18 protein-coding genes and 2 tRNA genes are annotated in these 17920 nt (G+C 64.5%); 9 read left to right on the top strand and 11 right to left on the bottom strand.

Annotation, left to right across the window (positions count from 1 at the left end):
• The first annotated feature begins 241 nt into the window (after positions 1 to 241).
• The 3 genes from VAE53_RS10345 (at position 242) to VAE53_RS10335 (ending at position 2714) form a co-directional block, all read left to right on the top strand.
• Entirely contained in the window at positions 242 to 1168 is a 927-nt protein-coding gene (locus tag VAE53_RS10345; protein WP_322819298.1) for a serine hydrolase, read from the top strand.
• A 570-nt stretch (positions 1169 to 1738) separates the two neighbouring features.
• A complete protein-coding gene (locus VAE53_RS10340; protein ID WP_322819297.1) occupies positions 1739 to 2062 on the top strand; it encodes an antibiotic biosynthesis monooxygenase in 324 nt (107 codons plus the stop codon).
• On the top strand, positions 2055 to 2714 hold the full coding sequence (locus VAE53_RS10335; protein WP_322819296.1) for a methyltransferase domain-containing protein: 660 nt from the start codon (positions 2055 to 2057) through the stop codon (positions 2712 to 2714). Before VAE53_RS10340 ends, VAE53_RS10335 begins: the two co-directional genes overlap by 8 nt.
• Here VAE53_RS10335 and VAE53_RS10330 read toward each other — a convergent pair.
• From VAE53_RS10330 to VAE53_RS10310, 5 genes are read right to left on the bottom strand one after another with little or no spacing between them, the layout of a single operon-like run.
• On the bottom strand, positions 2669 to 3769 hold the full coding sequence (locus VAE53_RS10330; protein WP_322819299.1) for an ABC transporter ATP-binding protein: 1101 nt from the start codon (positions 3767 to 3769) through the stop codon (positions 2669 to 2671). The genes VAE53_RS10335 and VAE53_RS10330 overlap by 46 nt on opposite strands.
• A 5-nt stretch (positions 3770 to 3774) precedes the next feature.
• Positions 3775 to 4449 (bottom strand): molybdate ABC transporter permease subunit, encoded by a 675-nt coding sequence (modB, locus tag VAE53_RS10325; protein ID WP_322819295.1) that lies wholly within the window; start codon positions 4447 to 4449, stop codon positions 3775 to 3777.
• Positions 4446 to 5240, bottom strand: coding sequence for a molybdate ABC transporter substrate-binding protein (gene modA, locus VAE53_RS10320; protein ID WP_322819294.1), 795 nt, complete (start codon positions 5238 to 5240; stop codon positions 4446 to 4448). Before modA ends, modB begins: the two co-directional genes overlap by 4 nt.
• A 35-nt stretch (positions 5241 to 5275) precedes the next feature.
• The gene (locus VAE53_RS10315) at positions 5276 to 5821 is read right to left on the bottom strand and encodes a PadR family transcriptional regulator (protein ID WP_322819293.1); all 546 of its coding nucleotides are present in this window, start codon (positions 5819 to 5821) and stop codon (positions 5276 to 5278) included.
• 31 nt (positions 5822 to 5852) lie between these two features.
• Positions 5853 to 6479: an NUDIX domain-containing protein gene (locus tag VAE53_RS10310; RefSeq protein ID WP_322819292.1), complete on the bottom strand. Its 627-nt coding sequence runs from the start codon at positions 6477 to 6479 to the stop codon at positions 5853 to 5855.
• Between the two features lie 99 nt (positions 6480 to 6578).
• Between VAE53_RS10310 and VAE53_RS10305 the strand changes: the two genes are divergently transcribed.
• Both VAE53_RS10305 and miaB read left to right on the top strand, forming a co-directional pair.
• Positions 6579 to 6668, top strand: a tRNA-Ser gene (locus VAE53_RS10305).
• Between the two features lie 20 nt (positions 6669 to 6688).
• On the top strand, positions 6689 to 7981 hold the full coding sequence (gene miaB / locus VAE53_RS10300) for a tRNA (N6-isopentenyl adenosine(37)-C2)-methylthiotransferase MiaB (RefSeq protein WP_322819291.1): 1293 nt from the start codon (positions 6689 to 6691) through the stop codon (positions 7979 to 7981).
• Positions 7982 to 8117: 136 nt separating this feature from the next.
• Here miaB and VAE53_RS10295 read toward each other — a convergent pair.
• The 4 genes from VAE53_RS10295 to VAE53_RS10280 all read right to left on the bottom strand — a co-directional run bounded on the left by VAE53_RS10295 (position 8118) and on the right by VAE53_RS10280 (position 12012).
• Positions 8118 to 8193 (bottom strand) — tRNA-Ala (locus VAE53_RS10295).
• Positions 8194 to 8281: 88 nt separating this feature from the next.
• Positions 8282 to 9253, bottom strand: coding sequence for an ABC transporter permease (locus VAE53_RS10290; RefSeq protein WP_322819290.1), 972 nt, complete (start codon positions 9251 to 9253; stop codon positions 8282 to 8284).
• A 27-nt stretch (positions 9254 to 9280) separates the two neighbouring features.
• Positions 9281 to 10228 carry an ABC transporter permease gene (locus VAE53_RS10285; protein WP_322819289.1) on the bottom strand — a complete coding sequence of 316 codons (948 nt, stop codon included), beginning with the start codon at positions 10226 to 10228 and terminating at the stop codon, positions 9281 to 9283.
• 83 nt (positions 10229 to 10311) lie between these two features.
• Positions 10312 to 12012: a peptide ABC transporter substrate-binding protein gene (locus tag VAE53_RS10280; protein WP_322819288.1), complete on the bottom strand. Its 1701-nt coding sequence runs from the start codon at positions 12010 to 12012 to the stop codon at positions 10312 to 10314.
• A 265-nt stretch (positions 12013 to 12277) separates the two neighbouring features.
• Between VAE53_RS10280 and VAE53_RS10275 the strand changes: the two genes are divergently transcribed.
• Complete coding sequence (locus VAE53_RS10275) at positions 12278 to 13171, top strand: formyltetrahydrofolate deformylase (RefSeq protein ID WP_322819287.1); 894 nt, start codon at positions 12278 to 12280, stop codon at positions 13169 to 13171.
• A 313-nt stretch (positions 13172 to 13484) separates the two neighbouring features.
• Here VAE53_RS10275 and VAE53_RS10270 read toward each other — a convergent pair whose 3' ends face one another.
• Positions 13485 to 13943 (bottom strand): SRPBCC family protein, encoded by a 459-nt coding sequence (locus tag VAE53_RS10270; RefSeq protein ID WP_322819286.1) that lies wholly within the window; start codon positions 13941 to 13943, stop codon positions 13485 to 13487.
• The gene (locus tag VAE53_RS10265) at positions 13940 to 15415 is read right to left on the bottom strand and encodes an NAD(P)/FAD-dependent oxidoreductase (RefSeq protein WP_322819285.1); all 1476 of its coding nucleotides are present in this window, start codon (positions 15413 to 15415) and stop codon (positions 13940 to 13942) included. The genes VAE53_RS10270 and VAE53_RS10265 overlap by 4 nt, the downstream gene beginning before the upstream one ends.
• Positions 15416 to 15482: 67 nt before the next feature.
• Between VAE53_RS10265 and VAE53_RS10260 the strand changes: the two genes are divergently transcribed.
• The 3 genes from VAE53_RS10260 (at position 15483) to VAE53_RS10250 (ending at position 17829) form a co-directional block, all read left to right on the top strand.
• Positions 15483 to 16391 carry a MerR family transcriptional regulator gene (locus tag VAE53_RS10260; protein WP_322819284.1) on the top strand — a complete coding sequence of 303 codons (909 nt, stop codon included), beginning with the start codon at positions 15483 to 15485 and terminating at the stop codon, positions 16389 to 16391.
• Complete coding sequence (locus VAE53_RS10255; protein ID WP_322819283.1) at positions 16388 to 17293, top strand: complex I NDUFA9 subunit family protein; 906 nt, start codon at positions 16388 to 16390, stop codon at positions 17291 to 17293. Before VAE53_RS10260 ends, VAE53_RS10255 begins: the two co-directional genes overlap by 4 nt.
• A 116-nt stretch (positions 17294 to 17409) precedes the next feature.
• Positions 17410 to 17829 carry a hypothetical protein gene (locus VAE53_RS10250; RefSeq protein ID WP_322819282.1) on the top strand — a complete coding sequence of 140 codons (420 nt, stop codon included), beginning with the start codon at positions 17410 to 17412 and terminating at the stop codon, positions 17827 to 17829.
• The last annotated feature ends 91 nt before the right edge of the window (positions 17830 to 17920 follow it).

Here is a 17920-nt window from a genome sequence, read left to right as displayed (position 1 = left end):
TCGGCGGCGGAGGCCTCCTTTCGGGAATCGCGACGGTGGTCCGCGAAGGAGAGGGGCAGGTCATCCATCCCGTGCACGCTACCGCACCAGCACTTGCCCGGCCACTAGCCGAGGCATCCCGCTGCCGCTAGGATGACGAAGCGGGGTCATCGAGGTTGCGCCAGTGGCGCACAGTTCGCGGCAGACTCGGCCTGCCGGCCCGGGTTCGACGGCACGGACCGGCTCGCAATCGCTGTTCTTCATGTCAGCCATTGCGGCGACCGTAGCGATCGCCTACCTGGTGAGCGTGATCGTGAACCTCGCTCGGCTGGCACCCATGCAACGAGTGCCACCGTCCGAGGCCATGCAGGGCGCCACCCCGCGAGGAAGCGGCGCCCCGGGTGCCAGTGAACCAAGGTCGGACGCACCGCCCGGGCTCGCGCTCGAGTCGGTCATCCGTTCTGCCGTGGCGGCGGACGAGGCGGCGACGACCGGCGTTGCCGTTGTCCTTCCCGATGGTTCTTGGATCGGCGGACTCAACCCTGAACTCCCAGGCTACGCGGCGAGCACGTTCAAGCTCGCTCTCCTCTACGAGGCGGAGCGGCGCGTGTCGGAGGGCCGCCTCGGCTACGACGATCGCCTCGCGCTCGATGAGGAGGCACGCCGAGAGGACCTCGGCACGCTTGCCAGGTTGCCCATCGCCGAGGATGGCACCATTTCCCTCGGCCAGGCGCTGGAGGCGATGGTAGTGGTTTCCGATAACGCGAGCGCCATTGCCGTGTTGCGATTGCTCGGCCCGTCGCAGGTGGATGCTCGCCTCCGCCAGTTGGGCATCGTAACTATGAGCGTGAACGATAGGGCGCTCCCCACTACGGCGCGGGACCTCGCATTGCTCATGGCCGCCATCGTCCGAGGGGAGGGCCTGAACACGACTGCGCATACGCACGCCCTCGACCTCCTTTTCGCGCAGGAGGCCCGAGCCGGCATCCCGGCGGCGCTCGAGCCTTACCCCGACGTGATTCGGGTGGGCAACAAGACCGGCACGTGGGACAACGCGACGCGCGACGTGGCGGTTGTCGAGGCCGAAGCCGGAACGTACGTGGTCGCGGCAATGACGGAGGGCGATTGGAACTGGGAACTCGTTGGACGGTTGGCAAGAGCCATTCACGGAGAATTGACCCGCCAGTAACTTGGGCCTGATGTTCGAACGGGCAAACCCTGTCAGATTGCGGCCCGATGACGCGAACGGCTGGATCCCCGCCGCGCATCGCGGTTTCGCTTCTCGGTGTAGCGGGCCTGCTCGCCACGGCGACCGTCGCGGCCGCTATCGCGTCAACTCCCACAGCTGCCCCGGATTCGCCCGCCATTCCGGCAACGCCCGCCAAAACCGCCGTGGCCGGTCCTCCGCGCCACCTTACCCTCGAGCAGCTCGATGCGTATGCCCGGCTTGCTGGGTGGCCAATGGAGCAGGGCTGGTGGCCCCAAATGCGGCAAATCATCCTTTGCGAAAACGCCTCACTCGATGCAAGCGCATTCAACCGAAGCGATCCGAATGGAGGCAGCTTCGGACTGGCGCAGTTGAACGGAAGCTACCACTTCGAGCGCGCCGGCGAGGATTTCCGTCTCTGGTCGGACCCGGTGGTCAATCTTCGAACAGCGCTCTGGGTACGGACCGTCTACGGGCGCTTCGGAGGCCAAGGAGGCTGGGCCAACTGCGCGGCTCTCCTTGGGATACACTGATGGCGAGAGGAGGCTGCATATGTTCGTGGCTATGAACCAGTTCAAGGTGAATCCTGGCCGTGAGGCGGATTTCGAGGCCGGGTGGAAAACGCGGGAGAGCTACCTCTCCGAAGTTCCCGGGTTCGTACACTTCGCTCTCCTCAAAGGCGACGAGCCGGGCGACTACATCTCGCACACCATTTGGGAATCGCGGCAGGCCTTCGTGAACTGGACCCAGTCGGACGTTTTTCGGAAAGCCCACGCCGGTGGCATGCCCGAGGGTATCCTCGCCACCCACCCCCGAGCACGGTTCTACGAAGCGGTGCTCGAGCAGGGCGCGTCGCTGGTTCCTACCCGTGGCTGAGCAGGATTCGGGCCACCTACCTCCCCTTCGGCCTGAGTATTTCGCTCGCGAGGACGAATCGGACGATTCGCTTTTCTACCGCGAACCTCGGCTCGTCACCCATCTCGATGACGCAGCAATCGCAGCCCTGGAGGATTTCTACGGTCAGCTCATCCCGGCCGGGAGTCGCGTGCTCGACCTGATGTCGAGCTGGGTTTCGCATCTACCGCCATCGCTCGACGTCCGAAGCGTCGCAGGCCTTGGCATGAACCAGGTCGAGCTGGAGAACAACCCCGCCCTTACCGAGCGCGTCGTCCGAGACCTCAACCTCGACCCGTCCCTTCCCTGGGGCGACGCGAGCTTCGATGCGGTCATCTGCACCGTGTCGGTCCAATACCTAGTCCGCCCCGTCGAAGTCTTTCGCGAAGTGAACCGCGTCCTTGCCCCGGGCGGGTTGGTCGCCGTTGCCTATTCGAATCGCTGTTTCCCGACGAAGGCCGTCGCCGCTTGGCGCGCGCTCGACGACCGCGACCATGCGGCGCTCATCGCGCTGTACCTTGCCCATGCCGGGGGATTCGCCGACCTCCGGGCGTTCGACCTGAGCCCGGGCCCTGGATGCGACCCGCTCTACTGCGTCGTGGCGCAGAAGGGGTCGGCCACCGGCATCGCGTGAAGGTCGGCCGCCGGTAATTCCAGCAGCCACCGTTTCCTGGCGGCGATCCCGAGCACGTCATACGGACGCGAGGCAAGATCCGCCACCAGGCACGGACCGGGCCCATCCGGCACGAACTCGAGGACCCGATTCGGCCCGTAATCGAACTCCCGCACGATCGTCGCCGGGAGGACATTCCGCGACTCGGGTTCCCCGCGACGGATGACTACGCGCTCCGGCCGAATCACGACATCGACCTCCTCGCCGACTGCTGGCTCGCCGTACCAGCTCGCCACCCAGGCGGTCCATCCGTCGATTTCCACCACCAGCTCAGCCGCTGTCCGCCCAACGACCTTCCCCCTGAGCAGGTTGGTAGCGCCCAGCAATTCGGCCACGCGCCGGCTCGCTGGCCTGCGGAATACATCGTCGCGGGCGCCCGTCTGGAGAATTCGGCCGTGGTCGATGACGGCGAGGTAGTTGGCCAGCAGGTGCGCCTCCCGTAGGTCGTGGGTGACGAATAGAATCGTGAGCTCTTGCTCGCGCGCGAGCCCAGCGAGCACGACGCGAAGTTCTTGCCGGAGCGCCTCATCGAGCGCCGAAAACGGCTCGTCGAGAAGCAGGGTGCGGTAGCCTGGCGCGAGCGCTCTCGCAAGTGCCACCCGCTGCGCCTGGCCGCCGCTGAGGGAACGCGGGTTGCGCCGTTCGAAGCCCTCGAGGCCGAGCCTTTGTAGCCACCGGGCCGCAACGGCCAGTCGGTGCGATCGGTCCCCTTCCCGCAAGCCGAAAGCGACGTTCCGCTCGACCGTCAAGTGCGGGAAGAGCGAGGGGGATTGCCCAGCGAACCCGGTGCGTCTCCGGTGAGGGGCCAGGTCCAAGCCAGCAGCACTGTCGAAGGCCGTCACCCCATCGACCACGATGCGGCCCGACTGCGGACGGACGAGGCCGGCAATGCACCGCAGCGTAAGCGACTTTCCGGAGCCCGAAGGACCGAACAACACCGTCACGCCGGGTCCGGCCTGCAGCGCAACATCGAGACGGAATTTGCCGGCGGTCAGGGTGAATCGAGCTTCCAGCATGTCGGTCACGCCGATCGCGAAGGGGGGACCGCGCGGTAGAGCGCGGCGGTCAGCAAAGCGACCGTAGCGAATCCGATGGCGAGCGAGACGAGCGCCAAACGGTTGGCGAGGGCGTCGTCGCCAGCGAGATTCGCATCGTAGATGGCCGCGGGCAATGTGCGCGTCTTCCCGGGAATGCTCGCAGCGACGACCACGGTTGCACCGAACTCCCCAAGACAACGGGCGAAGGCGATGAGGGACGCCGCGACGAGCGATGGCCACGCAAGCGGAACAACGACGAAAGTAAAGACCCGCCATGGAGGAGCGAGCGTTCGCGCTGCCAGCAGCAGCTCCTCGTCGACCTGTTCGAAGCCCGCTGCTGCCGTACGAACAAAGAGCGGTAGAGAGACGACGGCGGCTGCAATGGCTGCACCTGGCCAGGTGAATACCAGCTGGATGCCGAGCTCGTCGAGGAGAAATCTGCCGAACGCGCTCTCGCGTCCGAGAAGCCAGAGCAGGTAATACCCGACCGCCGTCGGGGGAAGGACGAGGGGCAAGAGCGCCAGTGCGGAGATAGTCGCAGACATTGGCCCACGCGAGCGAGCGATGACCCACGCGAGCGGGGTGCCGAACCCGATGCACAGAACCACGCCAAGGCCGGCAACGAGCAGCGAGACGCGGAGAGGCTCGAGGATGCTCATTCGGCCGGTGCTCCAGGCGGGCCAAAGCCGAAATCGCGTAACCGGGCTTGAATGGGGTCGCTCAGCAACTCCTGGAGAACGCATCGGGAGGTGCGCTCCGCTCCGGTCTTGGCGATGACCACCCCCGTCTGGTCGAGCGGTTCGTGGAGGCCGAGATCGATGGGAAGGTAGCGCGACGAGTCCTGGTCCACGACGAGCGCGAGCGGCACGATACCGGCGTCCACATTCCCGCTCGAAACGTAGTCCACGGCCGCCTGAGCGTTGTCGGCGAGCACCAGCCGTTCCTCGACGTCGGCGAGAACCCCGGCCTGTTCGAGGGCCTCGCGGGCGGCTCGCCCGTAGGGCGCGTGGTCCGGGTTCGCGATCGAGATTCTCCGGAACTGCGGGTCCCGGAGCGCGGCAAGTCCTTCGGGGAGGTTAAGGCCAATTCGTACCAGGAGTGCGAGACGGCCGCGTGCGTACCGCGCCAGTCCGCCCGTGGCCGCCCGGCCGGCGCGTTCGACCTCGTCGGCATAGGCGGAATCGGCAGAGAGAAAAAGGTCGAATGGGGCGCCGGCCTTCAATTGGCGCGCGAACTGGCCCGACGAACCGTAGACAACCGTGAGGCGCGCGCTACAGGCAGCTTCCAGCGCCGGGCGAAGTTCGCTCAGTGCTAGCCGAAGGTCGGATGCCGCGGCCACCGTAATTTCCGAGCGCGAGCCCTCCCCAAGCTCCCCACCGGCTACAACGCTCGATGCGGGCGTTGCGTCACGGTCGTCGGCAGCCGAACCGGTGCACGCTGCAGCGAGCACGGCAAGGATGATCGCGATAGCCGATGTAGCTCGCTTCATCGTGAGGGAACCTCCCTTGGTTCTAGCAGCGATGCGAGCCACGTCATGGTGGCGCGCGCGGCCGAACTACGCGCCCCTCGGAGAAGCGCCGCGATAGGCGTCGGGGTTGCCCGAGCCTCGACATCGACGAGATAAGCCTGGCAACGTTCCAATTGCCGCCGCACAAGGGTCTGCCGCTCCCCGTGACGACCGAGAAGGTCGAGCAACGTGAGCTTGAAAAGAAAGTCCTGACGAACCAGGCGAAGCCGGTCGACCGGCGAATTCACCCATTCTTCGACGGTCTGCACCCCGGCCTCGGTGAGACGGTAGACCTTGCGGGGTGGGCGATTCCCAGTTCGCTCCTCCTGCCACGCCACCAGTCCGCGCCGCTCGAGCGCCTTGAGGTAGCCGTACATCGTCGGCGGCTCGACCGGAAAGAGCTCGTCGAGCCCAATGCGATGCATCGTGGCGACCAACTCGTAGCCATGCGCGGGGCCGTGCAGCAGCATGCCTAGGAGCGCGAACTCCGGCATCGACAGACGGCTTCGGGCCTGTTGCGGCATGCGCCGAGCATACTCGAAGAATGAATAATCGTTACAGGACCATGGGCTCTCGGCTGCTGAATTCGTAGAGCATGGCTGGCCTGTGCGCACCCTGCTTCTCGTATCGGCCCGTCGGGCGAACGATGCCGAGGCCGACGACCCGCCGCCGGAAGTTCCGCTTGTCGAGTCGCTCACCGAGGATGGCCTCGTAGGTCTGTTGCATCCGCGTCAGGGTGAACCGTTCCGGGAGGAGGCTATAGACAACGTTCGTGTACTCCAGCTTGTTTCGTAGCCGCTCCTCCGCGTACGCAATGACGCGTTCGTTCGCGAATGCCAGGGGCGGTGTGGGGTGGACCGGATGCCAGGCAGGCCGCCAATCGCTATCCGACCGAAGACGCGTCCGCCCGATATCGACGAGGGCGAAATACGAGACGACCACTTCGGCGCGGCCTTCACCCAACCGGTCGAACGTGTAGAGCTGCTCGAGGAAGACGTCCGAAACACCGGTTTCGTCGGCCAGCTTGCGACGGGCAGCGTCGTCGAGCGTCTCACCCTCGAGCAGGAGCCCGCCGGGCAAGGCCCACTGGCCCTTGCATGGTTCGGCGGCCCGTTCGATCAACAGGACATTCAGGCGTTCCTGTCGAACCGTGAAAATGACGACGACGACGGCGACTGCCACAGGCGGCAAGTGTAGCGCTCTATGCGCAACGGTCCCCGATTTCTCGGTCATGGTGACCGTACCCGGCACCGCGCCGTACAATCACATCCTGCCGGCATTGGAGGGGTCGCATAGTGGTCTAGTGCGCCCGCCTGCTAAGCGGGTTCCGGGGTAACTCGGTCGAGGGTTCGAATCCCTCCCCCTCCGCCACGCTTCGACCCGTTACGACCATGACGCAGCGCTTCTACCTCTGGACGGTCGGCTGTCAGATGAACAAAGCGGATAGCGAGAAGCTCGCCGCTGGTTTCTTGCGCCTCGGATTGAAGCAGGTCGATAGGATGGAGCGGGCCGACATCATCGTCCTGAACACCTGTAGCGTCCGACAACACGCCGAAGACCGCGCGTACTCCAAACTCGGCCGCATCAGGCACCTCAAAGCGGAGCGGCCGGGGATCAAAGTCGCCCTCATGGGGTGCATGGTCGGCCTCAAGACTGACGAACTCGAGAAGCGGTTCCCGCAAGTCGACGTCTTTGCACGCCCGCAACAATTCGACCCCATCATGGAGCTTGTCGAAGAGCCCAGCGAGGAGCTCGGCGGCGAATTCTGGCCGCGGACGTACGCCGTGCCGGAAGGCCCGACCGCCTACGTCCCCGTGGTTCACGGCTGCAACAAGTTTTGCACGTATTGCATCGTTCCCTATCGCCGCGGCCGTGAACGGAGTCGCCCCATCGAGGACATCGTCCGGGAGGTCGCGTTCCTCGTCGACCACGGTGTCCGCGAGGTCACGTTGCTCGGGCAGACCGTCGAGGCGTACGGGCATGACCTCCCCGAGCAGCCCGACCTCGGCGACTTGATGCGTGAGCTCTCGAAGTTCGAACGTCTCGATCGTATCCGATTCCTCACCTCGTACCCGAAGGATATGACCCGTCGGATTCTCGAGGCCGTCGCGGAGCTGCCCAAGGTGATGGAGTGCTTCTCCCTGCCCGTCCAGGCGGGGAGCGACGCCGTTCTAGATTCGATGCGGCGCGGCTACACGCGGGAGGAATATCTCGAGAAAATTCACGAAGTTCGAGCATTGATACCGAACGCGGGTATCACGACCGACGTGATCGTCGGATACCCAGGCGAGACAGAGGCCGACTTCGAGCAGACACTCTCGCTGCTATCCGAGGTTCGCTTCGACAAGGTGCACGTCGCAGCCTATTCCCCGCGCCCTGGCACGATTGCCTGGCGGAAGCTCCCCGACGACGTCCCAGCAGAGGTCAAGAGCGAACGACTTCACCGCGTCGAACAGCTCGAAGCGCGTATCTCCGAGGAGTTGAACCGAGCCTACGTCGGCACCATTCAAGAGGTCCTCGTCGAAGGAATCCGCAACGGTCAGCCATTCGGTCGGACACGCACCGGTAAGCTCGTGCACCTCGATGCTCCAGCGCGGACGGGCGAGCTCGTGAACGTCCGAATCGATCACGCCGGGCCATTCTCGTTGCGCGGGATGCCGGTCGATGCCCTCGCGCTCGTCTAGCCTAGCAAAGACCATCGCGCTCGACCCAATCGACTCAGCGAACCGGAGCAGAACCTTACGAGGCCATCGCGAAATCCAAAAAAACGCCCCGATAAGCGGGGCGTCTCGTTCTCCGAACGTCACGCGGCACGAAGGTTGGTGGAGCTGAGGGGATTCGAACCCCTTACCTCAACACTGCCAGTGTTGCGCTCTCCCAATTGAGCTACAGCCCCGCCCGTTTCCATTCCGATACTAGCAGTCGCTGCCGTTTCAGCCAATTCTGCCGGTTTCGACTGGATGCCCATCGACGGACGCTGACGATCAATGGCGCGTACGCGGATCCAGCGCGTCGCGGAGGCCATCGCCGAGGAAGGTGAAGCAGAGCATGAGGACTGCGACCATCGAGGTCGGCCACACGAGCTGCGCCGGATGGACTTGGATGGCGTCCAGCCCACTCCCGATCAACGAGCCAAGCGATGCGTTCGGTGGCGGTACGCCGAGGCCGATAAAGCCCAGCGTCGCCTCGGCGAAAATCGCCAGCGGGATGCCGAATGTCGCCGAGACGATCACTGCACTGAGCGTGTTCGGCAGCATGTGAACCCGCACGATCCGCCACGGGCTCGCCCCCATCGCACGGGCTGCAGTGACGTAATCCTGTTCCTTGATCGAGAGCATCTGACCACGCACGAGCCGGGCAACCGTCGTCCAGCTGACGAACGAGATCGCGATCACCGTAACGAGGAGAACGCCGCCGAAGCCGGGTATTTGAGGGTCGCCCTCGCCGATGATCGGCCAATCGCGGCCCAGCAAAACTTGGCGGAGGAGAATGATCGCGAGCAGGTCCGGAAACGCATAGGCAAGGTCGGTGAGCCACATGAGCGCGGTATCGCTGGTCCGCCCGGCCAGGGCTGCGGCCATCCCGATGGTGATGCCAATGAGGAGCACGATCACCTGCGTCCCGAGGCCGATTTTCAACGAAAAGAGCGTGCCCTGGAGGAGCCGGGCCCAGAGGTCACGACCAAGTGTGTCGGTCCCTAGCCAATGATCCCTACTCGGGTTTTGCTCGGTGGCCTGAAAGTCCGGCACCGCCGGGTCGTACCGCTGGACCGTGCTGCTGAAATCGGCGGCCAACGAGAGCGCGCTGATAACCAGCAGGATGACACCGGCGATGACGGCCAGCCGATTGCGGAGAAGTCGCTGCCACGCCTGCGCCCAGAGACCTCGCTGGCGGGCGTGGAGGTGCTCCTCCATAAAATCGAATGGCTGCGCGATAGGTTGTTCGGTGGCGGCCACGGCGTCGTTCCTGGCGGAGATGTTTGGTTAGTACCGTATGCGGGGGTCGGCGAATCCGTAGAGGAGATCGACCACGAGGTTCATGAAGGCGATGACCACTGCATAGAACACCGTGACGCCCATGATGAGCCCGTAATCGCGGATGAGGACCGAACGCACGAACTCGCGACCGAGGCCAGGAATCGCAAAGAGCGTTTCGATGACCAGCGAGCCCGTGATGAGTCCGGCAAAAATCGGCCCGAGAACGGTGAGCACCGGAATCATCGCGTTTCGCGCGGCATGGCGCATCACGACGGCAAACTCAGCGAGCCCCTTGGCCCGGGCAGTGCGGATATAGTCCTGACGCAGCACCTCGAGCATCGATGCGCGAGTGATGCGCGCGACGAAGGCCATAGGCAGGAAGCCGAGCGCCAAGGTCGGTAGGACGACCTGTCGCCAGTTGCTGAAATCCCCGGCAAACCAGTCGGTGAAGCCGTAATCCGAGCTGAGGACATTGAACCAACCCAGCTTCACCGCGAAGACAATAGTGAGGATTGGGGCTAGAACAATCGACGGCATGGCCGCACCAATGGTGGCGATGAAGACGCCCGCGTAATCGCCAATGCCGTTTTGGTTCAGCGACGAGAAGATACCGAGCGTTAGGCCGACAACGGCTGCGAAGAGAAACGTCGCGATTCCTAACTGCACCGACACGGACATGCGCTCGCGGATGATGTCGGTGATGTCACGATTGTTGGCCGTCGAAATGCCGAAGTCGAACCTGGCGAGGTTCTTGAGGTAGTTCACGTACTGGATGGGTAGCGGGTCGTCCAGGCCATAGCGACGTTCGAGGTTCTCGAGCGTCGCGGGCGGAAGAGGCTTGTCGGAATCGAACGGCCCGCCCTCGACCGCGTGCATGAGGACGAAGGTAATGGTGGCGATGGCCAGGATGAGCGGGACCATGGCCAGGATGCGCCGAACGGTGTAGGCAACCATTGGGAGTCCTTCGAGCGGGAGTGCCAGGGCCGGTGGAACGGCCCCGGCACTCCGCGTGTGTCAGGTTACTGGCGAGCTGGCCCCTACTTCTTCGAGGTCTTCCAGAGCTCGATGTACCAGTCACCCGGGACGAAGGTGTCGCCCGGCCGCTTGTTCTCGACCATGCCGCTGATGTGCGGTTTCACGAGGAAGGCCGCGAGCGTGTGCCACAGCGGAGCGACCCCGTTGGCTTCCTGAAGGAGGACCTTTTCGGCGTCACGATAGAGATTGCGGCGCTCCTCGTCGTTCGTGTTGAACTTCGCCTTCGCGATGATGTCGTCGAGCGCCTTCACACTCGTCTTCGTCTTGTTGATCGAGCCACCCGTCTCCCAGAGGCCGAGGAACCAGTTCTCCGGATCCGGGTAGTCCTCCTGCCAGCCACCGGTCACGAGCTGGAAGTCCGAAGCGTTGAACCGCGACGAGCGCGTCTTCGAGTCCACGAATTCCAACTTGATGTCGATGCCGAGGTGCTTCTTCCACTCGGCCTGCAGGAATTCGCCGAGGAGTTTGTTCGTCTGCGAATCGACGAGCAGCAGCGTCAGCTGAGGGAAGCCCTGGCCGTTGGGGTAGCCGGCCTTGGCGAGGTTCTCCTTCGCTTTCGTCGGGTTGAACCCGAGAATGCTGTCGTATTCGCCCCCCTTGAGACCGTTGCGAGCGGGCGGTACCCAGCTCGTCGTCGGAGTGTTCGCGTCCTTGAAGACCACTTTCACCAAGGTTGCCCGGTCGGTTGCCTGGGACAGCGCGAGCCGAACCTCTGGTTTGTCGACGGGCGGCTTGGTGACGTTGAATTCGAGGCCGATGGTGCGAGTCGCCGGGTACAGCTGGAGTTCCTTCGGGAATTCCGTCTTGAGCTTATCGAGCTCAGGCTTGTTGGCGGCCGTCGCATCGACCTCGCCCGTGCGGTAGGCATTGTTCAGGACCGCCGCATCGTCGACGTACTTGAGGACGACCTTCTCGACCCCTACCGGCGTGCCCGACCAATTCGGGTTCGGCTTCAGCTCCATGCTGGCCTTCTCGGTGTAGGCCGAGGGCATGAATGGGCCGTTGTAGACGTTCTCCAGTGGCCCAGGCCACGGGGCGTCGACGCTGGCGAGCTTGTGCTTGGGGGCCGGGAAGGTCGGCCAGAGTGCCAGTAGGATCGGGAACGTCGGCTGCGCCTCTTGGATCTTGATTTCGAGCGTCAGCGGATCGACTGCGCGGACTCCGACCTTTTGCCGCAAGGCGTCCTTTTCCTGAGCGGACTTGTCAGCTGCGTTGTAGTAGTCGTCGCAACCGACGATGTTCGTGAGGATGTATTGGTAGTGGCCAGCGACGTCCGGGTTGCAGGTACGCTGAATGCCAAGCACGAAGTCTTCCGCGGTGAGCGGTTGCCCGTCGGACCATTTGAGGTCCTTCTTGAGCTTGATGGTGTAGGTCTTCCCGTCGCTCGAGACCTGCGGTGCGCCGTCAGCCATCGCAGGCTGCGGTTGGTCCTTCAGGTCCAGGTGGTACAGGCCGCGCCAGACGTACACGAAGTGCGTGATGTCCTGGGCGAAGTCGGAGAAGTGCGGGTCCCAGGTCTCGAACTGGGTCGCGCCGATGGTGATGGTCCCCGATGGGGCCGCAGAGCCGCTCGGGCTCGTCGCGGTCGCGGTCGTACCGCCGGAGCCACTGTCGTCGTCGTCGTCGCCGCACGCCACGGCCGCGACAGCGATCGCGACGAGGGCGAGCATGCCGAGTAGCATGCGCCAGTACTGTTTGGTCATCGGTCGTAGTTCCCTCCTCTTGGCGATTGACCGACCGGTAAGGTGCTCCTGGGTTTCCGTACTGTCAATGAATCTTTACGCACCGGCCGCGATCTTCTCGCGTCCTTCACGTATGCACGGTCACCTCCCGGTAAGTACTCCGCCCTGCGACGGTACGGTGCCGGGCTACTTCGGAGATGCTTTCTCCTTCGACCGTTCGCATGAGGGCTCGCCGGCATCGGTGGGCGCCCCTATGCTGAAGCTATCCCGCATCAGGAGTTCGTGTGTGAGCCGGGTCCTGGCCATCGTCCATGTCCAAGGCCGCGACCAAAAAGGCGTCGTCGCTCGTATCAGCACGTATCTGGCCGAGCGGGACATCAACATCGAGGACATCGAACAGCGAGTCGTCCGAGGCCAGTTCCTCATGGACATGCTGGTGGACATCACCGACGCGAGCGTCAGCCTGGATGAGCTGGTGACGGGCCTCCTCGCCATCGGTCGCGAGATCGACATGGAGATACGCGTCACCCTTCACGGTGAACGCCAACGACAGCGCGTAGCAGTGCTCGTCTCGAAAGAGCCGCATTGTCTCCAACAACTGATCGCCGATTGGCAGTCCGGTGAGCTGCGCGGCGACCTCGTTTGCGTGCTTTCGAACCACGAGACACTTCGGCCAGTCGCAGAAGCCTCCGGCATCCCATTCGAATGGCATCCGAGCGACGACAAAGCCGCCCACGAGGCGTTCCTCCTCGACCGGCTCGCTCATTACCGGGCCGACCTCGTCGTCTTGGCGCGCTACATGCAAATTCTGACTTCGACGGTCGTTCAGCCGTACGCGGGCCGCATCATCAACATCCACCCCTCGCTGCTCCCCTACTTCCCGGGGGCGAATCCTTACCGGCGGGCCTGGGAAGATGGTGTCAGAGTCACCGGCTGCACGGCGCATTTCGTGACCGAAGAGCTCGACGCCGGCCCAATCATCCTGCAAGACGTCTTCCACATCGATGTCGGGGTCGACACCGTCGAGGATGTGCGCAAGAAAGGCCGTGCTCTCGAGGGGGTGGTCTTGAGCCGCGCGGTTCAGCTCTATCTCAACGGTGAGATCGTCGTCATCGACGGCAAGGTCGTGTTCAAGCCGGGGATGCGGACGCTCCTTCGCGACCTGGGCCAGAGACCGTAGCAGACGCGGCATGATTCGGGCCGAGGCGCCATGCCATCCGGATCCCCGGGATCCGGCCGCGGTAGATGTCCACCACGTGCTCCGGACACACCGGCACGAGAACGTGCGTGTCCTGCTCGACAGAACCGTAGGAATGCGTGGCCGATGCGAGGATCTCAGGCCGGGCGGTCAGCAGGCCGACTGGGTTCTCAACATGCCGCGGTGGCCGGCCTTCAGCCATGCAGATCGCGCAGGCAGTCATTGGGTCGCTCCTCCCTGGGGGCTGCGGACGCACAGCCTAGCACCACCACCGAAATAACGGTTCCGCGAACTATCAAGATTTTGCGTGGTTGGTTAGCAAGGTTCGTGTGCGTCGATGGCGCCACCAGAACATCGGGGCGAGGGCTGGTCGCACGAACAGCCACTCCAAGAACGCGCCGGCCGCGGTTGGCAGGAGCCGAAATGCGACCCGGTCCTCGAGCCAGCTTCCCCCTGGCGCGGGCAGAAATCGATGCTGGTGACGCCACCGGCGGAACGGCCCCTCGACTTGGACGTCCTCGATCAGGCGGCCGGGCACCACACGCGCGATCCGCGCGACCCATCGTACGCCAACCCGACGCCAGCCAAGCCGAAACACCTGGACATCGCCTTCGCGGGTCGGCGACGGCTCCGACTCCAAGCGAAACGGTGGCACCGGCGGGGAGATGGCGGCCAGGTTGCGCACGTCGGCGTGAAACTCGAAGAGTTCCTCCGGCGCCACCGGGATGAAGGACCGAAAGACAAGATTCGTCACAGCGGCGACTCCTTGCCCAGGAATTCCAGCACATCGCGGGCGGCATTGATGCCAGAGAGCGCCGTGCCGACCGTCCCCTGGCCGGGAAAGGTATGGTCGCCAGCGATCACGAGACCCGGCCCTTCGCGATGGCCCGGTGCCCGGAGTGCCACCACCGAGGGCACTTGCTTGAGCCCGCCGACGAACCCTCCGGGCCGACTCGTATACCTCTGGTACGTCGATGGCGTCGCCGAGCGAAGCAGGCGCGTGCGTCCATCGACGTCGGGAATTACCGAGCGGACGGCACCGAGAAGGCGCTCCTCCAGGCATGCTCGACGACGACATGCTTCGCCCGGGGGCACGGCGAACTCGTGCGGCGTGACATGGGTCGATGCGGAGATGCTCCATCGGTGGGCACGAAGGCCGCGTCCGGGAAAGACCGACACCAAGACATTGGCACCCGCACGGTCGAGCCCTCGGGTGTCGGCGACCACCTGGTGGAAGGGGTGGATGCGCTCGAGGCCAGAAGCGTCGATGCCGAGGTGAAGCACGAAAGCCCCCCAGGCTGCCCCTGGCTGAGGGGTGCGGGGCGGCCTCCCGAGAAGCAGATCGAGCCCTCCTGGCGGGGTATTCGCTACGACGGTTCTCGCTTCGACCCGAGCCCCATCGTCAAGGACTAGGACCCAACCAGCCTCACTACGGAGAAGCCGTCGAACCCCCTGGCCGAATCTGACGGTTCCCCCAAGGCCGCGGATTGCCCGGACGAGCCGCATCGCGAGCGCGCCCGTGCCGCCGTCGACCCACTGGCAGCCCCGCCGGTAGAGATCGAGGGCGATGGCGCCCTGCACGGCACTGCATTCGTCACTGGTGGCACCGGTCGCATCCAGAAGCAGCGCATCGATCAACGCATCTGCCGGCTCGTGCCCTTCAGCTCCGAGTAGTCGTTTTACCCGCCCCAACGTGGCGAACAGCCAAGGAGCCGCGATGACCAGCGAAGGTCGGACGGCCTTCACCGAGCGACGGACGTCGGTCGGGCGCTCGATTGGGAACGACGGGAGGCTCGTGCCGACGCGATACACCTCACCGCCAACTCGCTCGACCCAGCGCCAGAAGCGTCGGTAGCCCGGAGGGGCGCTCGGAAATGCACGCTCGAACTGGAGCTCCCAATCGCGATGATTCGCAACATAAGGCAAGGTCAGCCCCGGTAGGTGGAAGACAATCGAGGGGTCGAGCGGCTGAGCCGGAACGTCGACGTCGAGGATGTCGAAAACCTGTCGAAGAATGCCGCCGGGCTCCAGGCCGGTGACCACGGTCGCACCCGCGGGGAACCAGAATCCCTCGAGGGCGAAATCACCCGCGCAGCCGCCAGGGCGCGAGTGACGTTCGAAGGCGGCGACGGTCGCGCCCGCGCGAGCGGCGACCGCTGCGGCGACGAGACCTCCGAAGCCAGTACCAATGACCGCGACGTCGAGAGGCTGCTCTGAGCTCGCCATTCGCTTCGATCGTAAGACCTAGACACAAATTTGACAAACGAGACCGCCCGCCGCATGATTCTTGACGATGAACGGCGGCATTTACCGCATCGCGCAAGTCCAAGCAATAACCGGAGTCAGTGCGCACACCCTCCGTGCATGGGAGCGGCGCTATGGCGTCCCTCGCCCGAGCCGCGGCGGTGGCAGGCAACGAGCCTACTCCGAAGCCGATATCGCGATGATTCGTCGAATGCACGAGCTCGCCCGTCAGGGTGTTCCGCTCAGCCGGGCGGCGGAACTCGTCATCCGCGAGGCCGAGACGCCAGGCCAGGCTACCGAACCGCGGATTGCTGTGCTCACCGAACAGCTTTCGGAGGCCCTCATGGCATTCGACGAAGCGCGCGCCGCGGCAGCTTGGGTCGAGCTTTTCGACGCGCTCGATGTCGTCACGGGATTCGAACGTGTCGTCGTGCCGCTCATGCGCGCTATCGGCGAAGCTTGGCACTCCCAGCGGATCACCGTCGCGCAAGAACACTTCGCGTCGAACTTCGTGCGGGCCCGACTCGACCAACTCAGCCGGCAAGTTCAGCCGCTCCCAGGCTCGCCCACGGTCGTGCTCGCCTGCCTGGAGGGTGAGCACCACGAAATTGGGCTCCTCATGCTGGCCGTGACGCTGCGCTTCCAAGGACTCCGGACCCTCTATCTCGGCCAAGACGTCCCGACCGATGCGCTGATCCAGACCGTCGAGGATGTGCAACCCGAAGTGCTCGCCCTCCATGCCGGCACTCCAGAGGGCGCACGCCACCTCCCTCGGGTTGCGGCGACGCTCGCCGATACCGCGCCGCTCACGCCCATCGTCTACGGCGGATTTGCCTTCGATAGCGACCCCGCTCTTCGGAGCGTTGCGCCAAACACCCGTTACGGCGGGCGCGGCCTCCTCGATGCGGCGGCGCTCATCAATCAACTTGCGAGGCTACGCACAGGAGGTACGAAATGAAGGTCGCAGTCGCAGGAGGAACCGGGTTCCTCGGCCGCGAAATCACCAAGGCACTGCTCGACGCCGGCCACCAGGTCGTCGTAGGGTCGCGGTCCAGGCCCGTCCGCAACCCGATCGATAGCCGAGCGGAGTGGGTATCGGTCGATGTGACCGCGCCGGCCACGCTCCCCGCGCTCGTCAGCGGGGTCGATGCCCTCGTCGACGCCGTCCAGTTCCCCAACTCGCCCATCGAGAACCCCCGTCGGGGTTACACGTTCGAGCGCATCGACCTCGGGGGCACCCGTAACCTCGTCGACGCGGCCAAGAGCGCCGGCAACCCCCTCTTCATCGGGCTCAGTGGCGTCGGCGCAGCCGAGAAAGCACCCTACCACTGGCTCAGGTACAAGTGGCAGGAAGAGCAATACATCGCTGGGTCGGGGCTGCCCTACGTCGTGTTCCGGCCAAGTTGGGTCTACGGCCCGGCCGACGTTTCGCTCAACCGCTTCCTCGGTTTCGCCCGGTTCTTGCCATTCGTTCCGGTCATCGGTAACGGCAAAACTCGAATCAACCCGCTGTTCGTCCGCGACCTTGCCTCCCATGTGGTCGCTGCCCTGGAGAAAGACGACGCGCGCGGGAAGGTGTTCGAAATCGGAGGACCGACCGTAATGACGATGGACGAGGTCATCCGCACCGCCCTCCGAGTCACCGGCAAGCGACGGCTTCTGATCCATAACCCGAAGCCACTCATGAAGCTGGTCGCGTCGATCGTCCAGTTCGCTCCCGGTCGCCCGCTGACGCCAGATGCCATCGACTTCATCACCATGGATGGCGTGGCCGACACGACGAAGCTCCAGGCGACCTTCGGTCTCCGCTTGACGCCACTCGAGGAGGGGCTCGCCGCCTACCTGAAACGACAACAATAGGGGGTTTCGTCTATAGCTCCGATGAACGCCTTGCATCGTCGCGCGAAAAATCGGGTAAACTACAGCCGCGGCAGATTGGGGGCCGCACCCGACACCTCACCGCCAGGGGGCGACGATTGCGCGCTGACACCTCCGATGTTGCGTTTCGGCTTCTGATGGCCCTGGGAGACCTTTGGGAAGGCCTCACCGATGCAGGAATCGACCCGTCCGCCAAAGGGCTGCATATCACCCAGGAATACCTGGGCGGATACACACGGTACTGTGCAGGGCCTGGCTCCCATCCCCGCCTCGTCGTCGAGTGGAACGAATCGTCACGCCACTTGCGCGTCATTCGCTGCGAGCCGTGGCCAGGTGCCGAAGCGACCATCTCGGCGACCGTCGCATTCATTCGCAACGAAGCCCGTTCGCGGGGGATCAGCGACATCGTCGACCGCACCCTCGTCGCCGCTTGCAAAGAACCCGACCGGCCCACACGCAGGACCGTGCTAGCGGCCGCCGTTCAGGCCAATCCCGCCTTGGCTACCCGTCGCGTCTAGCGACGGGCGCCGCGGCAGCCGTACCATTTCCCCGTGCTGCCGGCGCAAGCATTCGAACTCCCACGCAGAGCGTACCTTCTACCGAGGCTGG

It is taken from the genome of Tepidiforma sp., from assembly GCF_034432735.1.
Lineage (GTDB): Bacteria > Chloroflexota > Dehalococcoidia > Tepidiformales > Tepidiformaceae > Tepidiforma.
This window is presented reverse-complemented; position numbering and strand designations above follow the sequence as displayed.

Coding starts and splice junctions, on each gene's coding strand:
- VAE53_RS10345 (WP_322819298.1), top strand. CDS start 242: ATGTCAGCCATTGCGGCGACCGTAGCGATCGCCTACCTGGTGAGCGTG.
- VAE53_RS10340 (WP_322819297.1), top strand. CDS start 1,739: ATGTTCGTGGCTATGAACCAGTTCAAGGTGAATCCTGGCCGTGAGGCG.
- VAE53_RS10330 (WP_322819299.1), bottom strand. CDS start 3,769: ATGCTGGAAGCTCGATTCACCCTGACCGCCGGCAAATTCCGTCTCGAT.
- modB (WP_322819295.1), bottom strand. CDS start 4,449: ATGAGCATCCTCGAGCCTCTCCGCGTCTCGCTGCTCGTTGCCGGCCTT.
- VAE53_RS10315 (WP_322819293.1), bottom strand. CDS start 5,821: ATGCCGCAACAGGCCCGAAGCCGTCTGTCGATGCCGGAGTTCGCGCTC.
- miaB (WP_322819291.1), top strand. CDS start 6,689: ATGACGCAGCGCTTCTACCTCTGGACGGTCGGCTGTCAGATGAACAAA.
- VAE53_RS10285 (WP_322819289.1), bottom strand. CDS start 10,228: ATGGTTGCCTACACCGTTCGGCGCATCCTGGCCATGGTCCCGCTCATC.
- VAE53_RS10280 (WP_322819288.1), bottom strand. CDS start 12,012: ATGACCAAACAGTACTGGCGCATGCTACTCGGCATGCTCGCCCTCGTC.
- VAE53_RS10265 (WP_322819285.1), bottom strand. CDS start 15,415: ATGGCGAGCTCAGAGCAGCCTCTCGACGTCGCGGTCATTGGTACTGGC.
- VAE53_RS10260 (WP_322819284.1), top strand. CDS start 15,483: ATGAACGGCGGCATTTACCGCATCGCGCAAGTCCAAGCAATAACCGGA.
- VAE53_RS10255 (WP_322819283.1), top strand. CDS start 16,388: ATGAAGGTCGCAGTCGCAGGAGGAACCGGGTTCCTCGGCCGCGAAATC.